Raw genomic sequence first — 26,025 nt, 5'->3', positions numbered from 1 at the left:
GTAAAATTTGCGTCCCCTTTAACCGAGGGGAGGTCGGCTATTGCCGTAATGAAACTTACAGGAAATGCGTGATCAGAATGCAGAACCAAAAAATCAGAATTCGTCTGAAGGCTTTTGATCATCGCCTGATCGACTCATCCGCTCTGGAGATCGTTGAGACTGCAAAGCGGACTGGTGCTCAGGTGTGTGGTCCGATCCCACTTCCTACCCGCAAAGAGCGTTACACCGTCCTGATTTCTCCGCACGTCAACAAAGACGCGCGTGATCAGTACGAGATCCGTACGCACAAGCGAGTCCTCGACATCGTTGAGCCGACAGAAAAAACTGTCGACGCGCTGATGAAGCTGGATCTGGCTGCGGGTGTCGAAGTGCAGATCAGCCTCGGCTAATCAGCACTGCGCAGAATTATTAACTTAATGAAGCGCTATTTGTGGAATGCACCTGAAAAGGGCAGCCATAGCGGGTGACAGCCCCGTACACAACTGGCAAGAGGTAAAAAAATGTCTGTAGGACTTATCGGACGTAAAGCGGGTATGACTCGCATCTTCACAGATGAGGGCGTGTCCGTGCCAGTCACCGTCATCGAGGTGGAACCGAACCGTGTAACCAGCGTTAAGTCAGTTGATGCTGACGGCTACGCTGCTGTGCAGGTGACTACCGGTGCTAAGAAGGCTAACCGCCTGTCCAAGCCGGAAGCTGGTCACTTTGCCAAGGCTGGCGTCGAAGCCGGTCGCGGTTTGTGGGAGTTCCGCGTGAATGGTGATGAGGGAATCAACGTCGGCGACGCGCTGACAGTTGAGCGCTTCGAAGCAGGTCAGAAAGTTGACGTAACTGGTCAGTCTAAGGGTAAAGGTTTCCAGGGCGGCGTTAAGCGCTGGAACTTCCGTACCCAGGATATGACTCACGGTAACTCTCTTTCTCACCGTGCTCCGGGTTCCATTGGTCAGTGCCAGACCCCGGGTCGTGTCTTCAAAGGTAAAAAGATGGCAGGTCACATGGGCGCTGAGCGCTGCACAGTCCAGACTCTGGAAATCGTGCGCGTTGACGCTGAGCGTAATCTGCTGATCGTCAAGGGTGCCATTCCTGGTGCTCCGGGCGGTGACGTCATCGTTAAACCTGCTGTTAAAGCACGCGGCTGAGGGAGGTCTCCATGAATCTGAATCTGACTGGAGCCAACGGTTCGGTTGAAGTATCCGAACTGGCTTTTGGTAAAGAGTTCAATGAGGCACTGGTACACCAGGTCGTGACTGCTTACATGGCAGCCGGTCGTCAGGGTACCAAAGCCCAGAAAAACCGCTCTGCCGTCTCCGGCGGTGGTGCGAAGCCCTTCCGTCAGAAGGGTACCGGTCGTGCTCGTCAGGGTACTACCCGTTCGCCGATCTGGCGCACCGGTGGTGTTACTTTCGCTGCACAGCCGCGCGACTTCGCTCAGAAAGTGAACAAGAAGATGTACCGCGCTGCAATGCGTTGCATCCTGTCTGAGCTGGTGCGTCAAGAGCGTCTCGTTGTTGTAGAAGAGTTCGCTGTTGAAGCTCCGAAGACCAAGCCGTTTATCGCCAAGCTGAAAGAGCTTGAGCTGGATAACGCGCTGCTGATCACTGAAGACGTAGAGCAGAACCTGTATCTGGCTGCCCGTAACGTTCCGCACGTGGACGTTCGTGATGCGGCTGGTATCGACCCGGTTAGCCTGGTTGGTTTTGAAAAGGTTCTGATCACCGTGCCGGCACTCAAGAAGATCGAGGAGGTGTACGCATGAACCCGGAACGCATCTATAAAGTGCTGCTCGGTCCGCACATCTCTGAAAAGGCCACTATCGTCGCTGAGGGTACCCAGCAGGTAGTGTTCCGCGTTTCTTCAGACGCGACCAAGCCGGAAATCAAGAAAGCGGTTGAAGAGCTGTTCAACGTAAAAGTTGAAGGCGTCAACGTACTGAACATCAAGGGCAAAACCAAGCGCACTCAGCGTGGCATGGGTAAGCGCTCTGATGTTCGCAAAGCGTACGTTCGACTGGCCGACGGTTCTGAGATCGATTTCCTGGCTGGCGAATAAGAGGGGTTTGAATAATGGCAATCGTTAAAGCAAAGCCGACCTCTGCCGGACGTCGTCACGTCGTTAAGGTAAGCAGTGCTGACCTGTACAAGGGTAAGCCGCACGCTGCTCTGGTCGAAAAAAACTCGAAGTCCGGTGGTCGTAACAACAATGGACGGATCACTACCCGTCACATTGGCGGTGGTCACAAGCATCACTACCGCGTTATCGACTTCCGTCGTAACAAGGATGGTATCCCCGCTGTAATCGAGCGCGTGGAATACGATCCGAACCGTTCTGCGCACATTGCTCTGCTGAAATACGCTGATGGCGAGCGTCGCTACATCATCGCTCCCAAAGGCCTGAAAGCTGGTGCTGTCGTGCAGTCTGGTGAAATCGCCGACATCAAGCCGGGTAACTCTATGCCCCTGCGCAACGTGCCGCTGGGTAGTACCGTGCATTGTGTCGAACTGAAGCCTGGTAAAGGTGCACAGCTGGCTCGCTCTGCGGGTGCCTCTGCTCAGCTGGTCGCTCGCGAAGGCGCCTACGCAACTCTGCGTCTGCGTTCTGGCGAAATGCGCAAGGTTCTGACCGAGTGCCGCGCGACTCTGGGTGAAGTTAGCAACTCTGAACACAGCCTGCGTCAGCTGGGTAAAGCCGGTGCCAAGCGCTGGCGTGGTGTTCGTCCGACCGTTCGCGGTGTTGCGATGAACCCGGTTGATCACCCGCATGGTGGTGGTGAGGGTCGTACCTCTGGTGGTCGTCACCCGGTTACTCCGTGGGGCGTGCCGACCAAGGGTCAGAAAACCCGCAAGAACAAGCGTACCGATAAACTGATCGTACGCCGTCGTCAGGCTAAATAAGAGGAATCAGCTGTGCCACGTTCACTGAAGAAAGGTCCGTTTATCGACCTTCACCTGCTGAAAAAGGTAGAAGCTGCAATCGAAGCTAACGAGCGTCGTCCGATCAAGACCTGGTCACGTCGTTCTACTGTCTTCCCGAACTTTGTCGGGCTGACGATTGCAGTACATAACGGCCGTCAGCATGTCCCGGTGTTCATCACCGAAGACATGGTCGGTCATAAACTAGGTGAGTTCGCTGCTACTCGTACATACCGCGGTCATGCAGCCGACAAGAAGGCCAAGAAGAAGTAAGGGGTAGATGATGGAAGTTATCGCCAAGCATAAAGGCGCCCGCATCTCCGCCCAGAAGGCCCGTCTGGTCGCAGATCAGATCCGTGGTAAGTCTGTGGGCGAAGCTCTGAATATCCTGGCGTTCAGCAACAAGAAAGGTGCTGATCTCGTCAAGAAGGTGCTGGAGTCTGCAATTGCTAACGCAGAGCACAACGAAGGCGCTGATGTCGACGAACTGCGCGTGTCTGCAATCTTCGTTGATGAAGGTATGACCATGAAGCGCATCATGCCGCGTGCCAAAGGCCGCGCTGATCGCATCCTGAAGCGTACCTCACACATCACCGTCAAGGTCGCTGACTAAGCGCTGAAAGCCAGGAGAGTTTGATATGGGTCAGAAAGTAAACCCGACCGGTATTCGGCTTGGTGTCATCAAGGATCACACTTCTGTGTGGTACGCGGACAAAGCCGACTATGCCAACAAACTGCTGAACGATCTTCAGGTACGTAGCTACCTGGAAGGACAGCTGAAGAACGCGTCTGTAAGCCGTATCGAGATCGAGCGTCCGGCTCAGAACGCACGTATCACTATCCATACAGCCCGCCCGGGTATCGTTATCGGTAAGAAGGGTGAGGATGTCGAGAAGCTGCGTAATGCTGTTTCCGAGATGATGGGTGTGCCTGTTCACATCAACATCGAAGAAGTACGCAAGCCGGATCTGGATGCCAAGCTGGTCGCCCAGGGCGTCGCCAGCCAGCTCGAGCGCCGCGTAATGTTCCGTCGTGCCATGAAGCGCGCGGTTCAGAACGCTATGCGTATCGGCGCTAAAGGTATCAAGATTCAGCTGGGTGGCCGTCTCGGTGGTGCCGAAATCGCACGTACCGAATGGTACCGCGAAGGTCGTGTGCCCCTGCACACCCTGCGTGCTGATATCGACTACGCCACTTATGAAGCGCACACCACTTACGGTGTGATCGGCGTGAAAGTATGGATCTTCAAAGGCGAGATCCTCGGTGGCCTGGAACAGGTTCGTGCCGAGAAGAAAGCGCCTGCGAAGAAAGGTAAGTGAGGTAGACGTCAATGCTGCAACCGAAACGTCTCAAATTCCGCAAAATGCACAAAGGCCGCAACCGTGGTCTGGCGCAGCGCGGTAGCAAGGTCAGCTTTGGTGAATTCGCCCTGAAAGCGACTGATCGCGGTCGTATTACAGCGCGTCAGATCGAAGCTGCCCGTCGTACCATGACTCGTCACGTAAAGCGTGGTGGTAAGATCTGGATCCGCATTTTCCCGGACAAGCCGATCACTACCAAGCCGCTTGAAGTTCGTATGGGTAAAGGTAAGGGTAACGTCGAGTACTGGGTCGCTCAGATTCAGCCGGGTAAAGTACTGTTCGAAATGAGCGGTGTTCCGGAAGATCTGGCTCAGGAAGCCTTCGCCCTGGCGGCCGCCAAGCTGCCGGTTCAGACAACCTTTGTTAAGCGGACGGTGATGTGATGAAAGCACAAGAACTGCGTGACAAGTCCGTAGAAGAGCTTCAGCAGTCTCTGCTGGATCTTCTGAAGGACCAGTTCAACCTGCGTATGCAGAAGGCAACTGGCCAGCTGGCACAGACTCACCTGCTGGGTCAGGTTCGTCGCGACATCGCTCGCGTTAAGACAGTACTCACAGAAAAGCAGGTGGCTAAATGAGCGCTGAAAAACGTACTCGTACTGTGACCGGCAAGGTCGTCAGTGACAAGATGGATAAGACCATCACAGTTCTGGTCGAGCGTCGTGAGAAACACCCGATCTACGGCAAGTACATCAAACGCTCCACCAAACTGCACGCTCACGATGAGAAGAATGAGTGTCAGATGGGTGATCTGGTGACCATCGCCGAATCTCGCCCGCTGTCCAAGACCAAAACTTGGTCTCTGGTTCGCATTGAAGAGCGCGCAGCTAAGGTGTAATATATTGCGCCTTGCTGCTCCAAGTTGCCGGTTCGCCTGCTGTGAGGCAGGCGACGGGAAAAAAGTTTGTGGAGTAGACCATGATTCAGACTGAAACGATGCTTGATGTGGCTGACAACAGCGGCGCCAAGCGTGTGCAGTGTATTAAGGTCCTGGGTGGTTCTCACCGTCGTTACGCTTCTGTTGGTGACATCATCAAGGTCACCGTCAAAGAAGCGATTCCGCGCGGTAAGGTCAAGAAAGGCCAGGTCCTTAAGGCTGTCGTAGTGCGTACCCGTAAAGGTGTTCGTCGTCCTGACGGTTCACTGATCCGCTTTGATACTAACTCTGCGGTTCTGTTGAACACCAACGATGCACCTATCGGTACTCGTATCTTCGGCCCAGTAACGCGTGAACTTCGCTCTGAGAAGTTCATGAAGATCATTTCCCTGGCGCCTGAAGTGCTCTAAGACCCTGATTTAATTCAGGGCTCTTGCGAAAACGCCAATCCCGAGAGGGCTTGGCGTTTTTGAGCATGAGGAAGGTAGTAGGAAACGAAGGTAAATCTAAATGCGTAAGATTCGTCGCGACGATGAAGTCATCGTGATCGCAGGAAAAGACAAGGGCAAGCGTGGCAAAGTCATGCGCGTCCTGGAAAACGATCGTCTGATCGTGTCTGGCATCAACATGATTAAGAAACACCAGAAGCCGAACCCGATGCTGCAGCAGCAGGGTGGCATTGTTGAGAAGGAAGCGGCTATCGCTACCTCCAACGTTGCTATCTTCAACGCTCAGACCGGCAAGGGTGATCGTGTAGGCTTCAAGCTGCTTGAAGACGGCACCAAGGTACGTTTCTTCAAGTCCACCGGCGAGCTCGTCGCCGGAGATAAGTAAGAGAGGTTGGTGCAAATGTCCAGACTGAAAGCGCTTTACGAAAATGAAGTTAAGGGCCAGCTGAAAGAAGAGCTGAGCTCCCCGAACGTGATGGCAGTTCCCCGCATCACCAAAATCACCCTGAACATGGGTGTTGGTGAAGCCCTGGGTGACAAGAAGCAGCTCGAAAACGCAGTTGCTGACATGACCGCCATCGCTGGTCAGAAGCCGATCGTTACCAAAGCACGCAAATCCATCGCGGGCTTCAAGGTACGTGAAGGCTGGCCGATTGGCTGCAAAGTTACTCTGCGCGGCGAGCGTATGTGGGAATTCCTCGACCGTCTGGTCGATATCTCCATTCCGCGTATCCGCGACTTCCGTGGTCTCAGCTCCAAGTCGTTCGACGGCCGCGGTAACTACAGCATGGGTGTGAAAGAGCAGATCATCTTCCCGGAAATCGACTACGACAAAGTCGATAAGCTGCGTGGTCTCGATATCACTATTACCACTACGGCGAAGAACAACGACGAAGGTCGTGCTCTTCTGGCTGCGCTGCAGTTCCCGTTCAAGAAATAAGACAGGGATTGAACCATGGCTAAAGTTTCTATGATCAATCGTGAGCTCAAGCGTGAGAAGCTGGTGAACAAATTCGCCGCTAAACGCGCTCAGCTCAAAGCAATTGTTGCTAGCCCGAACAGCTCAGAAGATGAGGTTTGGGAAGCACAGATCGCGCTGCAGAAGCTGCCGCGTGATGCTAGCCCGGTACGCAAACAGCGTCGTTGCCAGGTGACCGGTCGTCCGCACGGTGTATACCGTAAGTTCGGACTGTGCCGTAACAAACTGCGCGAAGCTGCTATGCGTGGCGATGTCCCGGGCCTGAAGAAGGCGAGCTGGTAAGTCCACTCGCTTAACGGTAAGCACGGCGGTCTGGGCGAAACCCGTGAGGGCTTCGCTACCGCGCCGCGCTGCACTAAGAGGATGTTAAAAGCATGAGTATGCAAGACACACTCGCGGATATGTTCACCCGTATCCGTAACGGACACATGGCTGAGAAACAGGCTGTGTCCCTGCCGTCCTCCAAGCAGAAGCTGGCTGTTGCCCAGGTTCTGAAAGAGGAAGGTTACATTGCTGACTACGCAGTAGAAGGCGATGTTAAGCCGGTGCTGACCATCGAACTGAAATACTTCGAAGGTAAGCCGGTTATCGAAAGCATTAAGCGTGTTAGCCGCCCCAGTCTGCGTGTGTACAAAAACGCAGGTGAGCTGCCGAAAGTCGCTGATGGTCTCGGTGTCGCAATTATCTCAACCAGCAAAGGCGTCATGACCGATCGCGCCGCTCGTGAAGCGGGAATCGGTGGTGAAGTTGTCTGCACGGTCTTCTAAGAGGTATTCCGATGTCACGAATTGCGAAGAAACCCGTAGCAGTACCGTCAGGCGTTGAAATCAAGATCGATGGCCAGGCTGTTACCGCTAAGGGTAAAAATGGCCAGCTCGTTCTGGACGTACATCCGGTTGTCTCTGTTGAGCAGGCTGAAGGCGAACTGACGTTCGCGCCGCGCGACGGCTCTAAGACCTCTATGGCTCTGACCGGCACCGTACGCTCACTGGTTAACAACATGGTGGTCGGTGTAAGCGAAGGCTTTACTAAAACCCTGACGCTGCAGGGCGTGGGTTACCGTGCTGCAGCCAAAGGCAAGGTTCTGAACCTGACCCTGGGCTTCTCTCACCCGATCGATTACGAACTGCCTGAAGGTGTTTCTGCGGAAACTCCTAATCCGACCACAGTGATTATCAGCGGTGCTGATAAGCAGTCTGTTGGTCAGGTGGCTGCAGAAGTTCGCGGTTTCCGTCCGCCTGAGCCTTACAAAGGCAAGGGTGTTCGCTATGCCGACGAATATGTACGCCGCAAAGAGGCTAAGAAGAAGTAAGGCAGGGTCATGAACGTTAAGAAAGAAGCTCGTATCCGTCGTGCTCGCCGCGCTCGCGCAAATATGCGTGAACAGCGCGCTGTACGTCTGTGCGTCAACCGCACCCCGCGTCACATCTACGCTCAGGTCATCGCTGCTGACGGCAGCCAGGTGCTCGCTAGCGCCTCTACTGTTGAGAAAGATCTGCGCGAAGGTTTTACCGGTAACATCGAAGCGGCTAAGAAAGTCGGCGCCCTGATCGCATCCCGTGCGAAGGAAGCAGGTGTTACTCAGGTCGCGTTTGACCGCTCAGGTTTCAAATACCACGGTCGTGTAGCGGCTCTCGCTGATGCTGCTCGCGAAGGCGGCCTGGAATTCTAAAGGTTTCGAATATGGCAAATCACGAACAGAAAGACGGTGAACTGCAGGAGAAGCTTGTTCAGGTAAACCGTGTCGCCAAAGTGGTCAAAGGCGGTCGTATTTTCGGTTTTACCGCGCTGACTGTGGTCGGTGATGGCAACGGTCGTGTCGGTTTCGGACGTGGCAAGGCGCGCGAAGTGCCTGTCGCTATCCAGAAAGCGATGGAACAGGCTCGTCGCAACATGGTTAGCGTCAACCTGAACGGCCACACTCTGCAGTACCCGGTCAAAGCCAACCACGGCTCTGCCAAGGTCTACATGCAGCCGGCCTCTGAAGGTACCGGTATCATCGCTGGTGGCGCTATGCGTTCAGTTCTCGAACTGGCTGGCGTTCACAACGTACTGGCTAAGTGCTACGGCTCTACCAACCCGGTAAACGTTGTACGTGCGACAGTTAAAGGCCTGGCTTCCATGAAGTCACCGGAAGACGTTGCTGCCAAGCGTGGCAAGTCTGTTGACGAGATCCTGGGGAGCTAAGACATGGCTGACAAGATCAAGGTAACACTGGTACGCAGTCCGATCGGCACCCTGCCCAAGCACAAAGCTTGCGTACAGGGCCTGGGCCTGCGTCGCATCGGTCACGTTGTGGAAGTGGAAGACACTCCGGCAGTACGTGGCATGATCAACAAAGTTAACTACATGGTTCAGGTAGTTAGCGAGTAAGAGGAGTGACCCAATGCGTTTGAACTCTCTGCGCCCGGGCGCCGGCTCCAAACAGGCACCCAAGCGTGTCGGTCGTGGTATCGGCTCCGGTCTGGGTAAGACTGGTGGCCGTGGCCACAAGGGTTTGAAATCCCGCTCAGGCGGTAGTGTAAACCCGGGTTTTGAAGGCGGTCAGATGCCGATTCAGCGTCGTCTGCCGAAATTTGGTTTCAATTCCCGTAAAGCGCGTTACGTCGCTGAGATCCGCCTCAACGAGCTGGTTGCAGCTGGCGTTGAAGTGGTTGATCTGGACGCGCTGAAACAGGCAGACATCATCAGGCAGGAAATTAAATCTGCGCGTGTGATCCTGTCTGGTGAGATCACAAAGGCAGTCACCGTTAAAGGTCTTAAAGTGACCAAAGGTGCTCAGGCTGCGATCGAAGCTGCTGGCGGTAAAGTCGAGGCGTAAATGGCTAAGAAAGGACAAATACCAGCGGGAAATCAGAGCGGTCTTGGTGAGCTTTGGGCGCGCCTTCGCTTCGTTCTGATAGCGGTTATCGTATACCGGATCGGGGCTCATATCCCGGTTCCCGGTATCAACCCGGACCGACTCGCTGCGCTGTTTGATCAGAATCAGGGGACGATCCTGAGCCTGTTCAATATGTTCTCTGGTGGTGCGTTGGAGCGTATGTCGATCCTCGCACTGGGCATCATGCCGTACATCTCTGCATCTATTATTATGCAGTTGATGACGATTGTGAGTCCGACGCTGGAACAGTTGAAGAAAGAGGGCGAGGCGGGTCGTCGCAAGATCAACCAGTATACTCGTTACGCGACGGTGGTTTTGGCCACTGTGCAGTCGCTGGGTATGGCGGTGGGTCTGGCGAACCAGGGCGTGGCGTTCAGCGCCAGTATCAGCTTCTATTTTGTAGCGGTTGTAACTCTGGTGGCCGGCGCGGTCTTCCTGATGTGGCTTGGTGAACAGGTCACTGAAAAGGGGATCGGCAACGGTATCTCTATTCTGATCTTCGCAGGTATTGTGGCCGGGTTGCCAAGTGCAATCGGCCAGTCCTTTGAAGCAGCGCGTCAGGGTGATATGAACATCCTCGCGTTGCTGGCTATCGCTGTGATGGCGGTGGCTACTGTTGGCTTTGTGGTGTTTATGGAACGCGGTCAACGCCGCATTACCATCAACTACGCGAAACGTCAGCAGGGTCGCCGTGTGTACGCCGCACAGTCCAGCCACCTGCCGCTGAAAGTGAACATGGCCGGTGTTATTCCGCCGATCTTCGCTTCCAGTATTCTGCTGTTCCCGGCGTCAGTCGGGCAGTGGTTCGGTCAGGGTGAAGGCATGGGCTGGCTGCAGGATGTGGCTCTGGCTCTTGGGCCGGGACAGCCGTTGTACATCTTGCTGTTCGCAATTGCGATCGTATTCTTCTGCTACTTCTACACCGCGATTGTTTTCAATCCGCGTGACGTGGCAGATAACCTGAAAAAATCAGGTGCCTTTATCCCTGGGATCCGTCCTGGTGAACAGTCCGCACGTTATATCGACACGGTGTTGAGCCGCCTGACTCTGTTCGGCGCGCTATATATCACCGCCGTGTCACTGATGCCGCAGTTCCTGGTCGTGGCATGGAACGTACCCTTCTATTTTGGTGGTACGTCTCTGCTGATCGTGGTTGTTGTGGTGATGGACTTTATGGCTCAGGTGCAATCACACCTGATGTCTCATCAGTACGAATCACTGATGAAAAAATCGAATCTTAAAGGCGGCGCGGGTCTCCTGCGCTAAGCCTAATGAGGTGGATCATGAAAGTACGCGCATCTGTTAAAAAGATTTGCCGTCACTGCAAGATCGTACGTCGCAACGGTTCCGTGCGCGTGATCTGCAAAGTGGAACCCCGACACAAGCAGCGCCAGGGTTAATCCACGAATGGCTGGTTGTTGGGAGGCTGTGCTGCTCGACTTGATTTAAAAATGATCAAGGTGTAGTATTGCGCGCCTTCCACGAACTATTTGATTAAAACGGTTCCCGCAATTAGTCAGTCGGGGACAGAAACATGGAGTACATTGAATGGCCCGTATAGCTGGCGTCAATATTCCTGACAATAAGCATGCGGTAATTTCTCTGACTTACATTTACGGTATTGGCCGCACGACTGCTAAGCAGATCCTGGATGCTACTGGCATCGCCCCGACCACTAAGGTTGGTGATCTGTCCGAAGAGCAGCTCGATAATGTTCGTGGTGAAATTGCCAAGTTGACAGTTGAAGGCGACCTGCGTCGCGAAGTCAACATGAACATCAAGCGTCTTATGGACCTGGGTTGCTTCCGTGGCCTGCGTCACCGTCGTAACCTGCCGGTTCGCGGTCAGCGCAGCAAGACCAATGCTCGCACCCGTAAGGGCCCGCGCAAGCCGATCCGTAAGTAAGCGATAGGAATTTCCGAATATGGCAAAGCCAGGTAATCGCACACGTAAAAAGGTTAAAAAGCAGGTAGCGGATGGCCTCGCGCACATTCACGCCTCTTTTAACAACACCATTATCACCATAACCGATCGCCAGGGTAACGCACTGTCTTGGGCGACCTCCGGTGGTTCAGGTTTCCGTGGTTCCCGTAAGAGCACTCCGTTCGCTGCGCAGGTTGCTGCTGAGCGTGCCGGTAATGCTGCACTGGAATACGGTCTGAAAAACCTGGACGTGTTTGTGAAGGGCCCGGGTCCGGGTCGTGAGTCCGCTGTTCGCGCTCTGAACGGCTGTGGCTACAAAATCACAAACATCACCGATGTGACCCCGATTCCGCACAACGGCTGTCGCCCGCCGAAGAAGCGTCGCGTTTAATCTGGAGACAGTAATATGGCTCGTTATCTTGGACCTAAGTGCAAGCTGTCCCGTCGCGAAGGCACCGATCTCTTCCTGAAGAGCGGTGTTCGCGCACTCGACAGCAAGTGCAAAGCAGAAGCAGTGCCGGGCGTGCACGGCGCCCGTCGTGGTCGCCTGTCCGACTACGGTCTGCAGCTGCGTGAAAAACAGAAAGTACGTCGTACCTACGGTGTTCTGGAACGTCAGTTCCGTAGCTACTATAAAGAAGCGGCTCGTCAGAAAGGCTCAACAGGTGAAGTCCTGCTGCAGCTTCTGGAAAGCCGTCTGGACAACGTCGTCTACCGCATGGGTTACGGTTCTACCCGCGCGGAAGCTCGTCAGATCGTTTCTCACCGTCAGATCACCGTTAACGGTCAGTCTGTGAATGTACCCTCTTACCAGGTACAGGAAGGTGATGTGATCGCGGTACGTGAGAAGTCCAAAAACCAGCTGCGCATCAAAGCTGCACTGGAACTGGCTGCTCAGCGTGCACCGGTTGAGTGGGTTGAGGTAGATGCTGCGAAAATGGAAGGTGTCTTCAAGGCACGTCCTGAGCGTAGCGATCTGTCTGCCGATATCAACGAGCACCTGATCGTTGAGCTCTACTCGAAGTAATTCTTGAACTCTTGACTGGTGGAACTAATGCAGCGTTCAGTAAACGAGTTTCTTAGCCCACGTCACATCGACGTGCAGGAGATCAGTAAGACACGTGCCAAAGTGACTCTCGAGCCGCTTGAGCGTGGATTCGGTCATACTCTGGGCAATGCGCTGCGCCGTATTCTGCTCTCTTCCATGCCTGGCTGTGCCATCACGGAAGCAGAGATTGATGGTGTGCTGCACGAATACAGCAGCATCGAAGGGGTTCAGGAGGATGTCATTGAGATCCTGCTGAACCTCAAGGGTGTTGCCATTCTGCTGCACAATGCAGATGAAGCGGTGCTGACTCTTAGCAAGTCCGAGCCCGGTCCTGTGACAGCTGGTGATATCCAGCTGACTCAGGACGTTGAAGTTGCCAATCCGGATCACGTGATTGCTCACCTCAACACCGGCGCAAACCTGAATATGCACCTGACGGTTAGTCGCGGTCGCGGCTACGTGCCAGCAGATGCCCGTATCAGCGAGGACGATGAAACTCGTGCTATTGGTCGTCTGCAGCTCGACGCGACATACAGCCCTGTGCTGCGTGTTTCCTACGCGGTAGAGAGCGCACGTGTCGAGCAGCGTACCGACCTGGATAAACTCGTTATCGATATCGAGTCCAACGGTACGATCGATCCGGAAGAATGCATCCGTCGTGCGGCAACTATCCTGCAGCAGCAGCTGGCAGTGTTTGTTGACCTCGAAGATGCAAGCGAGCAGACCAAGTCCGAGCCGGCTGAGCCGGAAATCGACCCGGTTCTGCTGCGTCCGGTTGACGATCTTGAGCTGACCGTTCGTTCCGCTAACTGTCTGAAAGCAGAGCAGATCTATTACATCGGTGATCTGATCCAGCGCACCGAAGTAGAGCTGCTGAAGACTCCTAACTTGGGCAAGAAGTCCCTGACCGAGATCAAGGACGTGCTGGCGTCCAAAGGTCTGTCTCTGGGAATGCGTCTTGAGAACTGGCCGCCGGCCAGCCTCAAGGGCGACGACAAGGCGGCCTCTTAAGGTCTGGCTTCTAACCCTAAGTTGCAAAGGATTTAGAAAATGCGTCATCGTAAATCTGGTCGACACTTTAATCGTACAAGTGCGCACCGCAAGGCGATGTTCAAAAACATGGCAGTGTCTCTGTTCGAACACGAACTGATCAAGACTACTCTGCCTAAAGCTAAAGAACTGCGCCGCTTTGCTGAGCCGCTGATCACTCTGTCAAAGACTGATTCCGTAGCGAATCGTCGTCTGGCATTCTCGCGCACTCGCAGCCCTGAGGCTGTGGGCAAGCTGTTCAACGAACTGGGCCCGCGTTACGCGAACCGCCCGGGTGGTTATATCCGCATTCTGAAATGCGGTTACCGCGCCGGCGACAACGCGCCGATGGCTTATGTTGAGCTGGTTGATCGCGCTGCTGGTGCAGCTGTTGTGGAAGAGTCTGAAGACTAATCCCGCGGCCTAGCCACAAACAAAAAACCCGATCCTCACGGATCGGGTTTTTTTGTGTCTGAAATTAAGTGTTAGTTTATCGGTCGATAGAAAGGGCCGGGCAGCGGGTATGCGCTGAACCGGCCTCGATTAGCGTCACAGCATAGGTTTTAGGAATCGCCCGGTATGCGATCTTGGGTTCTGTGCCACTTCTTCCGGCGTGCCGGTGGCGATGATCTCACCACCGCCGCTGCCACCCTCGGGACCAAGGTCGATCAGCCAGTCGGCGGTTTTGATCACATCGAGGTTGTGTTCGATAACCACGATTGTATTGCCGTGGTCACGCAGGCGGTCAAGCACGCTAAGTAGCTGGGCGATATCGTAGAAATGCAGGCCGGTAGTCGGTTCATCAAGGATATAGAGTGTTTTTCCTGTATCCCGCTTGGAGAGCTCTCGCGCCAGTTTCACACGTTGTGCTTCACCACCGGACAGTGTCGTAGCCGCCTGACCCAGGCGGATGTAACTCAGACCCACATCGATCAGCGTCTGTAGTCTGCGTGCCAGCGCGGGTATCGCGTCGAAGAACTCGCGCGCGTCCTCGACGGTCAATTCGAGGACTTCGTTGATGTTCTTACCTTTGTACTTAACATCCAGGGTTTCACGGTTGTAGCGTTTTCCCTTGCACACGTCGCAGGGGACGTAGATATCCGGCAGGAAGTGCATCTCTACCTTTATTACGCCATCGCCCTGGCAGGCCTCGCAGCGACCGCCTTTCACGTTGAAACTGAAACGACCCGGCTTGTAGCCGCGGGAACGCGCTTCCTGGGTGCCGGCAAAGAGCTCGCGTACCTGGGTGAAGATGCCAGTGTAGGTCGCCGGGTTAGAGCGCGGTGTACGACCGATGGGGCTCTGGTCTATATCGATCACCTTGTCGAAATGATCCAGTCCCTCAATTTTTTTGTACGGCGCATGTTCGAGAGTAGTAGCTTTGTTGAGTTCGGTAGCAGCCACCGGGAACAGCGTATTATTGATCAGGGTAGACTTGCCTGAGCCAGATACGCCGGTGATACAGGTGAACAGACCGACCGGCAGTTCCAGGGTCACATCTTTCAAGTTGTTACCGCTGGCACCTTCCAGGCGCAGCATACGTGCTGCATCCACTGGGTTGCGCTCTTTCGGTACTTCAATGCGGCGGGTGCCGCTGAGGTACTGCCCGGTCATGGAATCTTCACACGCCATGATCTCCTTGGGTTCGCCATCGGCGATCACCCGGCCACCGTGTACACCCGCGCCCGGACCTATATCGATCACCCAGTCCGCCATTCGGATGGCATCTTCATCGTGTTCGACGACGATAACGGTATTGCCGAGATCGCGAAGATGTTCGAGCGTACCGAGGAGTCGCTCGTTGTCACGCTGATGCAGGCCGATGGAAGGCTCATCAAGTATATACATGACGCCAACCAGGCCTGCCCCGATTTGGCTTGCCAGGCGGATGCGCTGAGCCTCGCCGCCAGACAGGGTCTCTGCGCTGCGCTCCAGTGACAGGTAATCCAGGCCCACATTCACCAGGAAAGAGAGTCTCTCGCGGATCTCCTTGAGGATCTTCTCCGCGATCTCACCCTGCTTACCGGTGAGTTTCAGACTCTCGAAGTAGTCCGAGGCGGACCCGATGGGCAGGTGTACCAGGTCGGGCAAAGTACGTTCATCGATGTAGACGTGGCGAGCATCCCGGCGCAGGCGGGTGCCGTGGCAGCTCGGGCAGGGCTGCATGTTGAGGAATTTGGCCAGATCCTCCCGCACCATCTCAGATTCGGTCTCCCGGTAGCGGCGCTCCAGGTTGTTGAGAACGCCCTCGAACGCGTGAGATTTGGTGACCACAGTGCCGCGATCATTCACGTACTCAAACGGCACCTCTACCTTGCCGCTACCCTCAAGAATGATCTTGCGGTGCTTGGTGTCCAGCTCGCCGAACGGGGTATCCATATCGAAGCTGAAGTGCTTGGCCACGGCCTTGAGCTGCTGGTAGTAATAGAGCGAACGGCGGTCCCAGCCACGAATAGCGCCTTCTGAAAGCGTCAGGCTGGCGTCGTGTACCACTTTGGCAGGATCAAAGTACTGGCGAACACCCAGACCGTCACAGCTTGGGCAGGCGCCGTGGGGGTTGTTGAACGAGAACATGCGGGGTTCCAGTTCGTGGATGCTGTGACCACATTTGGGGCAGGCGAACCGGGAGGAGAACACCAGTTCCTCCTGATCCTCATCCATCCAGGCGACAGTGGCCATACCGTCAGTCAGATTCAGGGCGGTCTCGAATGACTCGGCGAGGCGTGTCTGCAGGTCATCACGTACTTTGAAGCGATCAACGACCACTTCGATGTTGTGTTTCTTGTTCTTATCCAGGCTGGGTGCTTCATCGAGATCGACGACGATGCCGTTAATACGGGCGCGAACAAATCCCTGGGCTCTGAGATCGGCGAGGGTGTGCAGGTGCTCCCCCTTGCGACCCTGGACGACGGGAGCCAGCAGCATCAGCTTGCTTCCCTCGGGCAGGCTCAGTACCTGGTCGACCATCTGGCTGATCGTCTGTGCCGACAGCGGTAGATCGTGGTCTGGGCAGCGTGGTTCACCGGCGCGGGCGAACAGGAGTCGCAGGTAGTCGTAGATCTCGGTAATGGTACCCACGGTGGAGCGCGGATTGTGCGAGGTGGATTTCTGCTCAATGGAGATAGCGGGTGAGAGCCCTTCGATATGGTCTACATCGGGCTTTTCCATCATCGACAGGAACTGCCGGGCGTAGGTCGAAAGTGATTCAACGTAACGGCGCTGTCCTTCCGCATAAAGCGTATCGAAAGCCAGCGAGGACTTGCCAGATCCAGACAAACCGGTGATGACGATCAGTTTGTCGCGGGGGATATCCAGATCGATGTTCTTCAGGTTGTGGGTGCGAGCCCCGCGTACCAGAATTTTGTCCATGAGCGCTCCGGCCAGATTGAGCAAAACCGCTATTATAGGCGTTCAGAGAGGGCGCCTTAAACCGCCTGGCTGTGTTATTCTGCGCATTGCGCGTTCTGTTCGGGAAACGGAGTTTCCGACGGACATGAGTTGAGAACAAATACCGCAAAATTGGAGATAGAGATGGCGCGTGGCATCAACAAAGTAATTCTGGTCGGTAATCTGGGGGGCGACCCTGAAGTACGCTACATGCCCTCAGGCAACGCGGTGACTAACGTAACCCTGGCGACCAGCGAGTCCTGGAAGGACCGTCAGTCCGGTCAGCAGCAGGAACGCACGGAATGGCACCGGGTCGTATTCTTCAACCGTCTGGCTGAAATCGCCGGTGAATACCTGCGCAAAGGCTCCAAAGTCTATGTTGAAGGCTCTCTGCGTACCCGCAAATGGCAGGGCCAGGACGGTCAGGATCGCTATACCACTGAGATCGTTGCCAGCGAAATGCAGATGCTCGATAGCCGTGGTGGTGACGCTGGTGGTGGTTACTCACAGCCAGATCCCATGGGCTATGGTCAGCCCCAGGGGCAGCCGCAAGGTCAGCCGCGTCAGCAGCAGCGTCCGGCTCCGGCACCTCAGCAGCAGCCCCAGCAGCCGTCTGCACCGGATATGGATTCGTTCGACGACGACATCCCCTTTTAAGACGTGTTCAGAGTCAGGTGGTGATCTTCCGCGGTGCTCGCACCGAAGCAAGATCCTGCCGTATCACTGGCGGAGCAGCCCGATCGGCGCTGCCCCGCCAGTTTGTTCTGCCCGATTTAACTCGCTGTTTCACGTTCCACCCTATTTATGAATTCGACTAATAGGTCGGATCAGTTCACGTTTATTCATCTCTAAAACCTGGCCTGCTACATTCTGTCTCTTTGTCCTGTTCACCGGGAGGTGGTCTTGTCACAGATGGAAGGTGCTGACTCGGAAAGTCGTATTTCAAGCCGCCTCGCTTTGCTCTTTGCCCTGGCGTCAGGAGCGGCGGTGGGGAACCTCTATTGGGCACAGCCCCTGCTCGATTACATAGGTGAAGCCTTTACCGTGTCTGCAGGTTCTGCCGGGCTCCTGGTGACGGCTACTCAGATTGGCTATGCACTGGGGATCTTTTTGCTTGTCCCCCTGGGGGATGTGATCGACAGACGCCGATTTATACCACTGGTCATGCTGTGTTCTGCGGCTGCTCTCACGCTGAGTGCGTTCGCACCGAGTTTTTCGATGCTGCTATCGGCGTTGATGCTGGTTGGGTTTACCACCGTATCAGGGCAACTGCTAATCCCCCTGGCAGGGGATCTGGCCGATAACAGAGATCGGGGGCGCTTGATTGGTATTATCGTTTCGGGAATTCTGATCGGTATTTTGGCTTCCCGCACTATCAGTGGCCTGATGGCGGACCTGCTTGGCTGGCGGGCTATCTATATTGCGGCAGCGCTACTGACCCTGATATTGGCGTTGATCATGAGTAAAGCCCTGCCGAAAGTAGAGCGCCGGGAGCCGGTGCGGTATCTGAGCCTGCTGAAATCGGTGTTTTCTATTGTGGCAAAGTATCCCGCGGTGCAGGTGACACTGGGGCTCGGAGCCATGATGTTTGCCGTATTTACGCTGTTTTGGACCGGGCTGACGTTTCTGCTCAGCAGTGAGCCTTTTAATTACAGTGCGAGTCAGATCGGGCTTGTGGGCCTGGCGGGTCTGACCGGCGCCGTGGCAGCACGACGCTGTGGCAGTCTGCATGACAAAGGGTTGTCGGTACCGGCGACCGGTATTTTCCTGCTGCTGTTGCTGGTGGCGCTAATCGTCGCCGATTTAGGTTCGGAATCGATACTGCTGATTTTGGTCGCCGTTATTCTGCTGGATGTGGCGATTCAGGGGATGAATGTACTGAATCAGTCCCGGCTGATGGCGGTGGATAGTGCATCCCGAAGCCGTTTGAACACCGCCTTTATCGTCAGTAACTTTGCCGGCGGCGCAATCGGTTCAGCTCTGGCCGGCTTGCTCTGGTCTCTGGGTGGCTGGCTAGCGATCTCCATGGGGGAGATTCTGCTTACACTCTGTGCGTTGGGTCTATGGTTTTACTGCCGCAACGGAGCGCTGAAACAGGGGCAGCATTAGTTTCATGCTGTCTGCTATTGTTGTGCAATACCGAGCCGATAGCAGCTGTTTATGCGGCGGTAAATTCGATGATCGAATCGATGCTTTCTAGTAGTATGAAATTCGGTGCCGGCAGCGTAGCTGGTCTTGTACCGTCTTTTCAGGTTGTATGGTTTTCAGGAGAGAGCAAACGTTTTGCAGAGCGTGTCTCAGTTTTACATGGAACCGACCCGGATCCTGATTACGGGAGCCGAGGGGCAGATCGGTCAGGCGTTGGTGCGTCTTACCCGCAATGATCCTCATTTCAGCGTGACGGCCCTCTCCAGGCGGCAGATGGATATTACCCGCCGTGAAAAGGTTAGCGAGGCGCTGGCCGCTGAGCTGCCTGACTATGTGGTTAACTGCGCCGGCTTTAACCGGGTTGATCCCGCCGAGCGGAATCCGCAATGGGCGTATGAGGCGAACCAGAAAGGGCCCGCCCTACTGGCGGAGATCTGCGGTGACATGTCGATTCCGCTGCTGCATCTCTCTTCCGATTACGTCTTTGATGGCCATTACGCCAGTGGATATACCGAGGCGGATGATGCCGCCCCACTGGGGATATACGGCGACAGCAAATGGCAGGGCGAGGAGCAGATCAGGCAGCAGTTGCCACGCCATATCATTCTCCGTGTCAGTTGGTTGTTCAGCGACAGCGGGAGCAACTTCCTGCTCAAAACTCTGCAGCAGGCGCGCAGTGAAACGCGCATGGTGGCTGCCGATGATCGTCGCGGCTGCCCAACCTCGGCAGATGATGTGGCGAGGGTGTTGATGGCCATACTCCAGCAGCTGGTCAACGGCGCTGAAGCCTGGGGTACCTATCATTACTGTGGCGCCGAGATAACAACGCGCTACGGTTTCAGTGAAGCGATTCTCGCGGCTGCGAGGCAGTATGAGCAGTTGAAGGTCAGTGAGCTGGTGCCGGTGTCGTCGAAGGATCTGCCAGACGAGGCTGCGGAACGTCCCGCCTCGTCTGTACTCAAATGTTCTAAGCTTTTAAATACCTTTGGTATACGTCAGCGCCCCTGGCGCAGCGAATTGCAGCGCCTGGTGCGCGAACTCTACGAGTCCGGCCGGTTAGAACAGGCCCAGAGTCGCGGAGTGGGTGCGGGCGACGCTGACCAGGTAGCCGAGGCTTAACAGGGCGCCGAGCAGGGCGACATAGCGGATTTTACGTGTACGTCCACGCTTGAGCGCCACCGTACCAAACAGAATATAGAGCAGCAGGCCTGCCACTTTAGCGGTCAGCCAGCCGTTGACCAACGGGTACTGCTGGATCAGGAACATCAGCCCGATGCCGCTTAACAGCAGCAGGGTATCGATGACATGAGGGACCACACGCACCCAGCGCCAGTTAAGGCCCTTGGAATACCAGAGCATCAGCGCCGAACGGAACAGGAACAGCAGGATGGTCAGGGCGACCGTCGTGAGATGGAAATGTTTCAGTGCGATGTAGAGAGTGGCCATTGCTGGGATATCTTGCGTAGTTAATTCGTCCAGAACCTTGCTTGAAAGGGTATGGCGAGTCAATTGGAAAACCGGAAGTAATAGGTGTTTCTATGAGTGCTAAAGGTCCTGCTCCGTTGATTGATCGTTTCGGGCGCCAGGTAACCTACCTGCGGATGTCGGTCACAGACCGCTGTGATTTCCGCTGCGTTTACTGCATGTCGGAAGACATGAAGTTTCTGCCCCGTTCGGAAGTGCTCTCCCTGGAGGAGCTTTACGATATCGGTGCAGCGTTCGTGCGTCTTGGCGTCAACAAGATCCGTCTTACTGGTGGCGAGCCGCTGGTGCGGCGTGATGTTCTGAGCCTGATTGAGCGCCTCGGACAGCTGCCCATCGAGCTGGTGATGACCACCAACGGTTCCCAGTTGCCAAATATGGCTCAGGATCTGGTCAAGGCGGGGATGCAGCGCATCAATATCAGCCTCGACTCGCTGCGTGCCGACCGCTTCTCGGAGCTGACCCGTACCGGCAAGCTCGACAAGGTGCTCAGCGGTATCGAAGCGGCCAAAAGCGCCGGTTTCAAACGTATCAAGCTCAACGCGGTGGTGCTGAAAGGACGTAACGACGATGAGGTGCTCGACCTGGTCGACTTCGCCCGTCGCGGCGGCCTGGATATCACCTTTATCGAAGAGATGCCGCTGGGCCAGATCAGCGAGCATGGCCGTGCCGAGTCTTACTGCTCCAGCGACGAGCTGCGTGAACTGATCGGCAGCCGCTATTCACTGCTCGATAGTACAGAGAATACCGGCGGTCCGTCGCGTTACTTCCGCATGGCCGATTCTGCTTCCCGCATCGGCTTTATCTCGCCGCACAGCCATAACTTCTGTGGCGACTGTAACCGTGTCCGTCTCACCGTCGAGGGGATGCTGCTGCTGTGCCTCGGTAACGAGCACTCCCTGGATCTGCGCGAGATCGTGCGCAGCTATCCCGGCGATGCGGATCAGCTCGAAGCGGCCTTGCGCCGGGCGATGGATATCAAGCCGGAGAAGCACGAATTCAATCTTGATGAAGAGCCGCAGATTCTGCGGTTCATGAATATGACCGGTGGCTGACAGCCGACTGATTCAGCCAAGAGCGACAAACAGGAGAGTCCATGTCACACGGCGCCGAAAAAGCGTTTATCCCCCTCGATATCGCGGTGCTTACCGTATCCGATACGCGCACAGCTGAAAACGATACCTCCGGCGATCTGCTGGCTGAGCGGGTAACCGGGGCCGGCCATCGCTTGGCCGACCGCGCCCTGATTGCTGACGATGTCTATCGTCTGAGGGCGAAAGTCTCCCAGTGGATTGCAGACCCCGAGATCCAGGTGGTGGTGTTGACCGGCGGTACCGGTTTTTCCCACCGTGACTCGACGCCGGAAGCGATCGCGCCGCTACTTGATAAAGAGGTGGAAGGCTTTGGTGAGCTGTTCCGCCATATCTCCTGGGAGGAGATTGGCAGCTCCACCGTGCAGTCCCGTGCGTTGGCGGGACTGGCCAATGGCACATTGATCTTCTGTCTGCCCGGTTCCACCGGTGCCTGCCGCACCGGTTGGGACAAGGTGATCAGCGAACAGCTCGACAGCCGTCATCGCCCCTGTAACTTTGTCGATACCCTGATCCGTGCCCGTGATCAGCGCAGGGCGCTTGCATGACGGATGCTATGAAGCCGGGGTTGATGCCGCTGGAACAGGCGATCGAGGAGCTGCTGGAACGCACCCGCTGCATCGTCGATGTGGAAACCTGTGCCCTGGCCGATGCGGTAGGGCGAGTGTTGGCTGAGCCGGTAATGGCACAGGTGAATGTTCCGCCTGCGGATAACAGCGCCATGGACGGTTATGCCGTCCGTGCAGCGGACCTGGAACAGGCCGATACGCTGAGGGTCAGTCAGCGTATCGCAGCAGGCAAGGCGCCGGATGCGTTGCAGCCGGGTACTGCTGCGCGGATTTTTACCGGCGCGGAGATTCCCGCCGGTGCCGATGCCGTGGTGATGCAGGAACAGACCGAGGTGGAAGACGACCAGGTACGTTTTACGCGCGAGGTTCAGCCCGGCCAGAATATCCGCCTGGCGGGGCAGGATATCCAGCTTGGCAGCGAAGTATTGCCGGCGGGAGCCGCATTAAGCCCGGTGGCACTGGGAGTGCTGGCGTCGGTGGGATTAGCCGAGGTGTCTGTGTACAGGCCCCTGCGGGTAGCGATTTTATCCACAGGTAGCGAGTTGGTGCAGCCTGGGCAGCCGCTGGCGCCGGGGCAGATCTATAACTCCAACCTCTATCTGCTGAAAGGCCTGATCGCCGAACTGGGCATGGAGTGCGTGGATCCGGGGGCTGTAGCCGATACCCGTTCGGCCACCGAAGCGGCGTTGACCCGTGCGGCCGATGAAGCGGACTTTATCATCACCACCGGCGGTGTCTCGGTGGGTGAAGAGGATCACGTCAAGGCGGCGATAGAGAGCCTGGGGCAGCTGGAGCTGTGGAAGGTGAATATCAAGCCGGGTAAACCCTTTGCCGCGGGTCGCATCGGCAATACGCAACTTTGCGCCCTGCCGGGAAACCCGGGCTCGGCGTTGATCACCTTTGCGCTGCTGGCACTGCCCTGTCTGCGTAAGGCGCGAGGAGAGAGGCCCCGAGTACCGCTGGCGCTGCCGGTGAAGGCCGGGTTCAGTCGCACCCGTACGCAGAGCCGTGATGAGTACCTCAGGGTAGAGTGTGATCCGCAGGGAATTGTTACGCCTTATGCAAACCAGAGTTCCGGAATGCTGTCATCGCTTCTCTATACCAACGGCCTGGCGCTGATACCTGCCGGGGAAACGGTGGAGCAGGGGCAGCCACTGCGCTACTACCCGTTTTCATCCTTATTGCGCTGAATTGTCGCCAGCACATGAAAACCGGGCAATTGTTGGCTAAAATGTGCGCCCTTTTGACGCGAAGTTCGAGGTTACCGCTGGCGCATGAGTGAAACAGATCTGGTGAACGATCCCTATCAGGCGATTCGTCCCTACCGTGACGATGAGGTCGGCGAGGTGCTGACCAGCCTGATTTATAACGATGAGTTCGTTCGCGCCATCACCCACTACCAATTTCCCCGCCTGTCCGAGTGGATGGGCTGGGTGCTGCGCCCTATTGTCCGCATAGCGCTGGCAGCACGTATCGGCGATGTGGCCGATGTGCACGACTTCCAGAAGCTGGTGGCCGATTACATGGCCAAGATGATCTCGCGTACCACCACACGGATGACCTGTTCCGGTATCGAACAGTTTGATGAAGAGGAGGCTTATCTCTTCGTCTCCAACCATCGTGATATCGCCATGGACCCTGCTTTTGTGAACTGGGTGCGCTACCAGTACGGTATGAGCACGGTGAGGATCGCCATCGGCGACAACCTGCTGCGCAAACCGTACATCTCCGACCTGATGCGCCTGAACAAGAGCTTTATCGTTAACCGTTCCGCCCGTGGACGTGAAATGATGACGGCGCTGACCCAGCTCTCCAGCTATATAGACCACAGCATCCAGAACGGCCATTCGATCTGGATCGCCCAGCGAGAAGGGCGGGCCAAGGACGGTAACGACCGTACCGATCCTGCCCTGCTGAAGATGTTCTACATGTCCCAGCGCAAGCAGCGCAGTTTCTCCGAGGCGGTGGAGCGGCTCAATATCGTGCCGGTATCGATCTCCTACGAGTTCGACCCCTGCGATGCCAGCAAGGCGCGCGAGCTGGCCGCCAAGGCGACCTCCGGCGCTTATGAAAAGCAGGAGTTCGAGGATATCGACAGCATCGTCAAGGGAATCACCGGTAACAAGGGGCATGTCCATGTGGCTTTTGGCGAGCCTATCCGTGGTCAGTTCGACACCCCGGAAGAGCTGGCGCTGGAGATCGATCGCCAGATCTACACCAACTACCACCTGCATCCGTCCAACCTGGCGGCTGCCGGTGAAGAGGTGGAGCCGGCTGAGCAGGCCAAGTTCGATGCCCATCTGGCCCAGGTGGAAGAGGGGCCGGAGCGGGAGATCATGAAGCAGATGTACGCCAACCCGGTGTTCAATCGCCGTCGGGCGGAGGGCAAGGTGTGAGCAAACTGACCCATCTCGATGCCGATGGCCGGGCATCCATGGTCGATGTGACCGACAAGGATACGACCTTCCGTGAGGCGGTGGTTCGCGGTCGGGTGCGGATGCAACCGGAAACCCTGAAGCTGATTATCGAAGGCGGCCACAAAAAGGGTGACGTGCTGACCGTGGCGCGTATCGCCGGAATTCAGGCCGCCAAACGCACCCATGAGCTGATTCCGCTCTGTCACCCGCTGATGCTCACCGGCATCAAGGTCGAGCTGACGCCTAACGAAGCGGAGTCCTGCGTCGATATCGAGGCGCGCTGCAAGGTCAGCGGCCAGACCGGGGTAGAGATGGAAGCGCTGACCGCCGCATCGGTAGCGGGGCTCACCATCTATGACATGTGCAAGGCGGTTGATCGCGGCATGACAATCGATGCGATCCACCTGGTGGAAAAGAAAGGCGGTAAAAGCGGCCACTGGCAGTTGGGAGAGGATTGATGAAACTGGTCTATTTCGCCAGCGTGCGCGAACAACTCGGTACCGATGAGGAGCAGCTGGAGCTTCCTGCTGGTGTGGGTACCCTGGCGGATCTGATCGCCTGGCTCAGAAGTGAGCGTGGCGAGCCTTGGGAAAGCGTACTCGGCAACCCCCGTCTGCTGTGTGCCGTGAATCAGGAGATGAGCCCCCAGGATGCGGTGATTACCCAGAACGACGAAGTCGCGTTCTTCCCACCGGTGACAGGGGGCTGATCCTGCATGGCTAACCGCTCCACGTTCGTACCTGTCATTCGCTCCGGGCTTTACTATCTGCTGATGTACCCGGTCACTATTCTCTACGCCATCTTCTGCCTGATCGTCGGCCCTCTGCTACCGTTCCGGGCTCGTTTCTCGGTGCTGAGCAGCATCAACTATTTCTATATCGCCTGGCTGCGTATCAGCTGCGGTGTCAGGGTTGAAGTGCAGGGCCGTGAAAACCTACCCAAAGACCAGGCCTTTGTGGTGGTTGCCAACCACCAGAGCGAGTGGGAAACACTCTATCTGCAGCTGCTGGTACGGCCCCAGGTGGTGGTGCTCAAGCGTGAACTGTTGAAAATCCCGTTCTTTGGCTGGGCGCTGGCACTGTTGAAGCCGATCGCCCTGGATCGCTCCCAGCGCCGAGGTGCGTTAAAACAGCTGCTGGAGCAGGGTGTGGATCGTCTGCAGCAAGGGATCCCCGTGCTGATTTTCCCCCAGGGTACACGTCTGCCCGTGGGTGAGCTTGGCCGCATGAACAAGGGCGGATCCATGCTCGCCTGCAAGGCGGGCGTTCCCGTTGTCCCACTGGTTCACAATGCCGGCGTTTTCTGGCCGGGCAAGTCATTTATCAAATATCCGGGCACGGTGCAGGTGCGGGTCGGTAAGCCGGTTGAGGTTGCAGATCGCAGTGTCGATGAAGTGCAGAAGGATGCTGTCGAATGGATGGAGCAGCAGATGCGTGAGATCGGCGCTATTTGAATGCAGTCCAGTCACCTGTAGTG

At 56.1% G+C, this 26,025-nt stretch carries 40 protein-coding genes; 38 read left to right on the top strand and 2 right to left on the bottom strand.

All coding sequences use genetic code 11. The features are described 5' to 3' along the window. Window positions 1-77 precede the first annotated feature (77 nt). The 28 genes from rpsJ (at window position 78) to rplQ (ending at window position 13,869) form a co-directional block, all read left to right on the top strand. A complete protein-coding gene (gene rpsJ, locus CLV83_RS14535) occupies window positions 78-389 on the top strand; it encodes a 30S ribosomal protein S10 (protein WP_132293771.1) in 312 nt (103 codons plus the stop codon). Window positions 390-500: 111 nt separating this feature from the next. Then, window positions 501-1,139 carry a 50S ribosomal protein L3 gene (gene rplC, locus CLV83_RS14530; protein ID WP_132293768.1) on the top strand — a complete coding sequence of 213 codons (639 nt, stop codon included), beginning with the start codon at window positions 501-503 and terminating at the stop codon, window positions 1,137-1,139. An 11-nt stretch (window positions 1,140-1,150) separates the two neighbouring features. Next, on the top strand, window positions 1,151-1,756 hold the full coding sequence (rplD, locus tag CLV83_RS14525) for a 50S ribosomal protein L4 (RefSeq protein ID WP_132293765.1): 606 nt from the start codon (window positions 1,151-1,153) through the stop codon (window positions 1,754-1,756). After that, complete coding sequence (gene rplW / locus CLV83_RS14520; RefSeq protein WP_104004647.1) at window positions 1,753-2,049, top strand: 50S ribosomal protein L23; 297 nt, start codon at window positions 1,753-1,755, stop codon at window positions 2,047-2,049. The genes rplD and rplW overlap by 4 nt, the downstream gene beginning before the upstream one ends. 14 nt (window positions 2,050-2,063) lie before the next feature. Next, window positions 2,064-2,891 carry a 50S ribosomal protein L2 gene (gene rplB, locus CLV83_RS14515; protein ID WP_132293762.1) on the top strand — a complete coding sequence of 276 codons (828 nt, stop codon included), beginning with the start codon at window positions 2,064-2,066 and terminating at the stop codon, window positions 2,889-2,891. A gap of 12 nt (window positions 2,892-2,903) precedes the next feature. Further along, window positions 2,904-3,182, top strand: a complete 279-nt coding sequence (gene rpsS, locus CLV83_RS14510) for a 30S ribosomal protein S19 (RefSeq protein ID WP_104004645.1) — start codon at window positions 2,904-2,906, stop codon at window positions 3,180-3,182. Window positions 3,183-3,189: 7 nt separating this feature from the next. Next, window positions 3,190-3,522, top strand: a complete 333-nt coding sequence (rplV, locus tag CLV83_RS14505) for a 50S ribosomal protein L22 (RefSeq protein ID WP_456085546.1) — start codon at window positions 3,190-3,192, stop codon at window positions 3,520-3,522. A gap of 25 nt (window positions 3,523-3,547) precedes the next feature. Further along, the gene (gene rpsC / locus CLV83_RS14500) at window positions 3,548-4,228 is read left to right on the top strand and encodes a 30S ribosomal protein S3 (protein ID WP_104004643.1); all 681 of its coding nucleotides are present in this window, start codon (window positions 3,548-3,550) and stop codon (window positions 4,226-4,228) included. 11 nt (window positions 4,229-4,239) lie between these two features. Next, window positions 4,240-4,653, top strand: a complete 414-nt coding sequence (gene rplP / locus CLV83_RS14495; RefSeq protein WP_104004642.1) for a 50S ribosomal protein L16 — start codon at window positions 4,240-4,242, stop codon at window positions 4,651-4,653. Then, a complete protein-coding gene (gene rpmC / locus CLV83_RS14490; protein WP_104004641.1) occupies window positions 4,653-4,847 on the top strand; it encodes a 50S ribosomal protein L29 in 195 nt (64 codons plus the stop codon). Before rplP ends, rpmC begins: the two co-directional genes overlap by 1 nt. Continuing rightward, window positions 4,844-5,107 (top strand): 30S ribosomal protein S17, encoded by a 264-nt coding sequence (gene rpsQ / locus CLV83_RS14485; RefSeq protein ID WP_132293759.1) that lies wholly within the window; start codon window positions 4,844-4,846, stop codon window positions 5,105-5,107. The genes rpmC and rpsQ overlap by 4 nt, the downstream gene beginning before the upstream one ends. Window positions 5,108-5,187: 80 nt before the next feature. Continuing rightward, on the top strand, window positions 5,188-5,556 hold the full coding sequence (gene rplN, locus CLV83_RS14480) for a 50S ribosomal protein L14 (protein WP_132293756.1): 369 nt from the start codon (window positions 5,188-5,190) through the stop codon (window positions 5,554-5,556). A 100-nt stretch (window positions 5,557-5,656) separates the two neighbouring features. Next, window positions 5,657-5,980 (top strand): 50S ribosomal protein L24, encoded by a 324-nt coding sequence (rplX, locus tag CLV83_RS14475; protein WP_104004639.1) that lies wholly within the window; start codon window positions 5,657-5,659, stop codon window positions 5,978-5,980. Between the two features lie 15 nt (window positions 5,981-5,995). Beyond that, entirely contained in the window at window positions 5,996-6,535 is a 540-nt protein-coding gene (gene rplE, locus CLV83_RS14470; RefSeq protein WP_104004638.1) for a 50S ribosomal protein L5, read from the top strand. Between the two features lie 15 nt (window positions 6,536-6,550). Continuing rightward, entirely contained in the window at window positions 6,551-6,856 is a 306-nt protein-coding gene (gene rpsN / locus CLV83_RS14465) for a 30S ribosomal protein S14 (RefSeq protein ID WP_132293753.1), read from the top strand. Between the two features lie 92 nt (window positions 6,857-6,948). After that, window positions 6,949-7,341 (top strand): 30S ribosomal protein S8, encoded by a 393-nt coding sequence (gene rpsH / locus CLV83_RS14460; protein ID WP_132293750.1) that lies wholly within the window; start codon window positions 6,949-6,951, stop codon window positions 7,339-7,341. 11 nt (window positions 7,342-7,352) lie between these two features. Then, the gene (gene rplF / locus CLV83_RS14455) at window positions 7,353-7,886 is read left to right on the top strand and encodes a 50S ribosomal protein L6 (protein WP_132293747.1); all 534 of its coding nucleotides are present in this window, start codon (window positions 7,353-7,355) and stop codon (window positions 7,884-7,886) included. Between the two features lie 9 nt (window positions 7,887-7,895). Next, the gene (gene rplR, locus CLV83_RS14450) at window positions 7,896-8,246 is read left to right on the top strand and encodes a 50S ribosomal protein L18 (RefSeq protein WP_132293744.1); all 351 of its coding nucleotides are present in this window, start codon (window positions 7,896-7,898) and stop codon (window positions 8,244-8,246) included. A gap of 11 nt (window positions 8,247-8,257) precedes the next feature. Then, window positions 8,258-8,761, top strand: a complete 504-nt coding sequence (rpsE, locus tag CLV83_RS14445) for a 30S ribosomal protein S5 (protein WP_104004633.1) — start codon at window positions 8,258-8,260, stop codon at window positions 8,759-8,761. 3 nt (window positions 8,762-8,764) lie between these two features. Further along, window positions 8,765-8,947, top strand: coding sequence for a 50S ribosomal protein L30 (rpmD, locus tag CLV83_RS14440; RefSeq protein ID WP_132293741.1), 183 nt, complete (start codon window positions 8,765-8,767; stop codon window positions 8,945-8,947). Between the two features lie 13 nt (window positions 8,948-8,960). Further along, window positions 8,961-9,395, top strand: coding sequence for a 50S ribosomal protein L15 (rplO, locus tag CLV83_RS14435; protein ID WP_132293738.1), 435 nt, complete (start codon window positions 8,961-8,963; stop codon window positions 9,393-9,395). Beyond that, the gene (secY, locus tag CLV83_RS14430; RefSeq protein WP_104004630.1) at window positions 9,396-10,721 is read left to right on the top strand and encodes a preprotein translocase subunit SecY; all 1,326 of its coding nucleotides are present in this window, start codon (window positions 9,396-9,398) and stop codon (window positions 10,719-10,721) included. Window positions 10,722-10,738: 17 nt separating this feature from the next. Next, the gene (gene rpmJ, locus CLV83_RS14425; protein ID WP_027853981.1) at window positions 10,739-10,855 is read left to right on the top strand and encodes a 50S ribosomal protein L36; all 117 of its coding nucleotides are present in this window, start codon (window positions 10,739-10,741) and stop codon (window positions 10,853-10,855) included. Between the two features lie 148 nt (window positions 10,856-11,003). Beyond that, window positions 11,004-11,360, top strand: coding sequence for a 30S ribosomal protein S13 (gene rpsM, locus CLV83_RS14420; protein WP_104004629.1), 357 nt, complete (start codon window positions 11,004-11,006; stop codon window positions 11,358-11,360). Window positions 11,361-11,379: 19 nt separating this feature from the next. Further along, window positions 11,380-11,769: a 30S ribosomal protein S11 gene (gene rpsK / locus CLV83_RS14415; protein ID WP_027853983.1), complete on the top strand. Its 390-nt coding sequence runs from the start codon at window positions 11,380-11,382 to the stop codon at window positions 11,767-11,769. Between the two features lie 15 nt (window positions 11,770-11,784). Next, a complete protein-coding gene (gene rpsD, locus CLV83_RS14410; protein WP_132293735.1) occupies window positions 11,785-12,405 on the top strand; it encodes a 30S ribosomal protein S4 in 621 nt (206 codons plus the stop codon). 27 nt (window positions 12,406-12,432) lie between these two features. Continuing rightward, a complete protein-coding gene (locus CLV83_RS14405) occupies window positions 12,433-13,437 on the top strand; it encodes a DNA-directed RNA polymerase subunit alpha (RefSeq protein WP_132293732.1) in 1,005 nt (334 codons plus the stop codon). A gap of 39 nt (window positions 13,438-13,476) precedes the next feature. After that, a complete protein-coding gene (gene rplQ, locus CLV83_RS14400; RefSeq protein ID WP_104004626.1) occupies window positions 13,477-13,869 on the top strand; it encodes a 50S ribosomal protein L17 in 393 nt (130 codons plus the stop codon). 135 nt (window positions 13,870-14,004) lie between these two features. On the opposite strand, the gene uvrA is transcribed toward rplQ, so the two are convergent. Then, window positions 14,005-16,824, bottom strand: a complete 2,820-nt coding sequence (gene uvrA / locus CLV83_RS14395; protein WP_132293729.1) for an excinuclease ABC subunit UvrA — start codon at window positions 16,822-16,824, stop codon at window positions 14,005-14,007. 162 nt (window positions 16,825-16,986) lie between these two features. Here uvrA and ssb point away from each other — a divergent pair, with 162 nt between their 5' ends. From ssb to rfbD, 3 genes are all read left to right on the top strand, one after another. After that, entirely contained in the window at window positions 16,987-17,499 is a 513-nt protein-coding gene (gene ssb / locus CLV83_RS14390) for a single-stranded DNA-binding protein (protein ID WP_132293726.1), read from the top strand. 255 nt (window positions 17,500-17,754) lie between these two features. Next, entirely contained in the window at window positions 17,755-18,951 is a 1,197-nt protein-coding gene (locus CLV83_RS14385) for an MFS transporter (protein ID WP_132294385.1), read from the top strand. Between the two features lie 183 nt (window positions 18,952-19,134). Then, entirely contained in the window at window positions 19,135-20,109 is a 975-nt protein-coding gene (rfbD, locus tag CLV83_RS14380; protein WP_243642404.1) for a dTDP-4-dehydrorhamnose reductase, read from the top strand. Here rfbD and CLV83_RS14375 read toward each other — a convergent pair. Next, the gene (locus CLV83_RS14375) at window positions 20,047-20,436 is read right to left on the bottom strand and encodes a SirB2 family protein (RefSeq protein WP_132293708.1); all 390 of its coding nucleotides are present in this window, start codon (window positions 20,434-20,436) and stop codon (window positions 20,047-20,049) included. The two genes, rfbD and CLV83_RS14375, sit on opposite strands and share 63 nt — an antisense overlap. Before the next feature lie 92 nt (window positions 20,437-20,528). Here CLV83_RS14375 and moaA point away from each other — a divergent pair, with 92 nt between their 5' ends. The 7 genes from moaA (at window position 20,529) to CLV83_RS14340 (ending at window position 26,002) form a co-directional block, all read left to right on the top strand. Then, window positions 20,529-21,527 carry a GTP 3',8-cyclase MoaA gene (moaA, locus tag CLV83_RS14370; protein ID WP_132293705.1) on the top strand — a complete coding sequence of 333 codons (999 nt, stop codon included), beginning with the start codon at window positions 20,529-20,531 and terminating at the stop codon, window positions 21,525-21,527. A gap of 41 nt (window positions 21,528-21,568) precedes the next feature. Beyond that, a complete protein-coding gene (moaB, locus tag CLV83_RS14365) occupies window positions 21,569-22,111 on the top strand; it encodes a molybdenum cofactor biosynthesis protein B (RefSeq protein ID WP_132293702.1) in 543 nt (180 codons plus the stop codon). After that, the gene (locus CLV83_RS14360) at window positions 22,108-23,322 is read left to right on the top strand and encodes a molybdopterin molybdotransferase MoeA (protein WP_207894905.1); all 1,215 of its coding nucleotides are present in this window, start codon (window positions 22,108-22,110) and stop codon (window positions 23,320-23,322) included. Before moaB ends, CLV83_RS14360 begins: the two co-directional genes overlap by 4 nt. 84 nt (window positions 23,323-23,406) lie before the next feature. Continuing rightward, window positions 23,407-24,528, top strand: coding sequence for a 1-acyl-sn-glycerol-3-phosphate acyltransferase (locus CLV83_RS14355; RefSeq protein WP_132293699.1), 1,122 nt, complete (start codon window positions 23,407-23,409; stop codon window positions 24,526-24,528). Continuing rightward, the gene (gene moaC, locus CLV83_RS14350; protein ID WP_132293696.1) at window positions 24,525-25,007 is read left to right on the top strand and encodes a cyclic pyranopterin monophosphate synthase MoaC; all 483 of its coding nucleotides are present in this window, start codon (window positions 24,525-24,527) and stop codon (window positions 25,005-25,007) included. Before CLV83_RS14355 ends, moaC begins: the two co-directional genes overlap by 4 nt. Next, entirely contained in the window at window positions 25,007-25,258 is a 252-nt protein-coding gene (gene moaD / locus CLV83_RS14345; protein WP_132293693.1) for a molybdopterin converting factor subunit 1, read from the top strand. Before moaC ends, moaD begins: the two co-directional genes overlap by 1 nt. Before the next feature lie 6 nt (window positions 25,259-25,264). Then, window positions 25,265-26,002, top strand: a complete 738-nt coding sequence (locus CLV83_RS14340; protein ID WP_132293690.1) for a lysophospholipid acyltransferase family protein — start codon at window positions 25,265-25,267, stop codon at window positions 26,000-26,002. Window positions 26,003-26,025: the final 23 nt, after the last annotated feature.

Origin of the sequence: Marinobacterium mangrovicola (genome assembly GCF_004339595.1) — a bacterium.
Classification (GTDB): domain Bacteria; phylum Pseudomonadota; class Gammaproteobacteria; order Pseudomonadales; family Balneatricaceae; genus Marinobacterium_D; species Marinobacterium_D mangrovicola.
The sequence above is the reverse complement of the archived record's forward strand: the minus strand, read 5'-3'. Positions and strand labels throughout refer to the sequence as shown.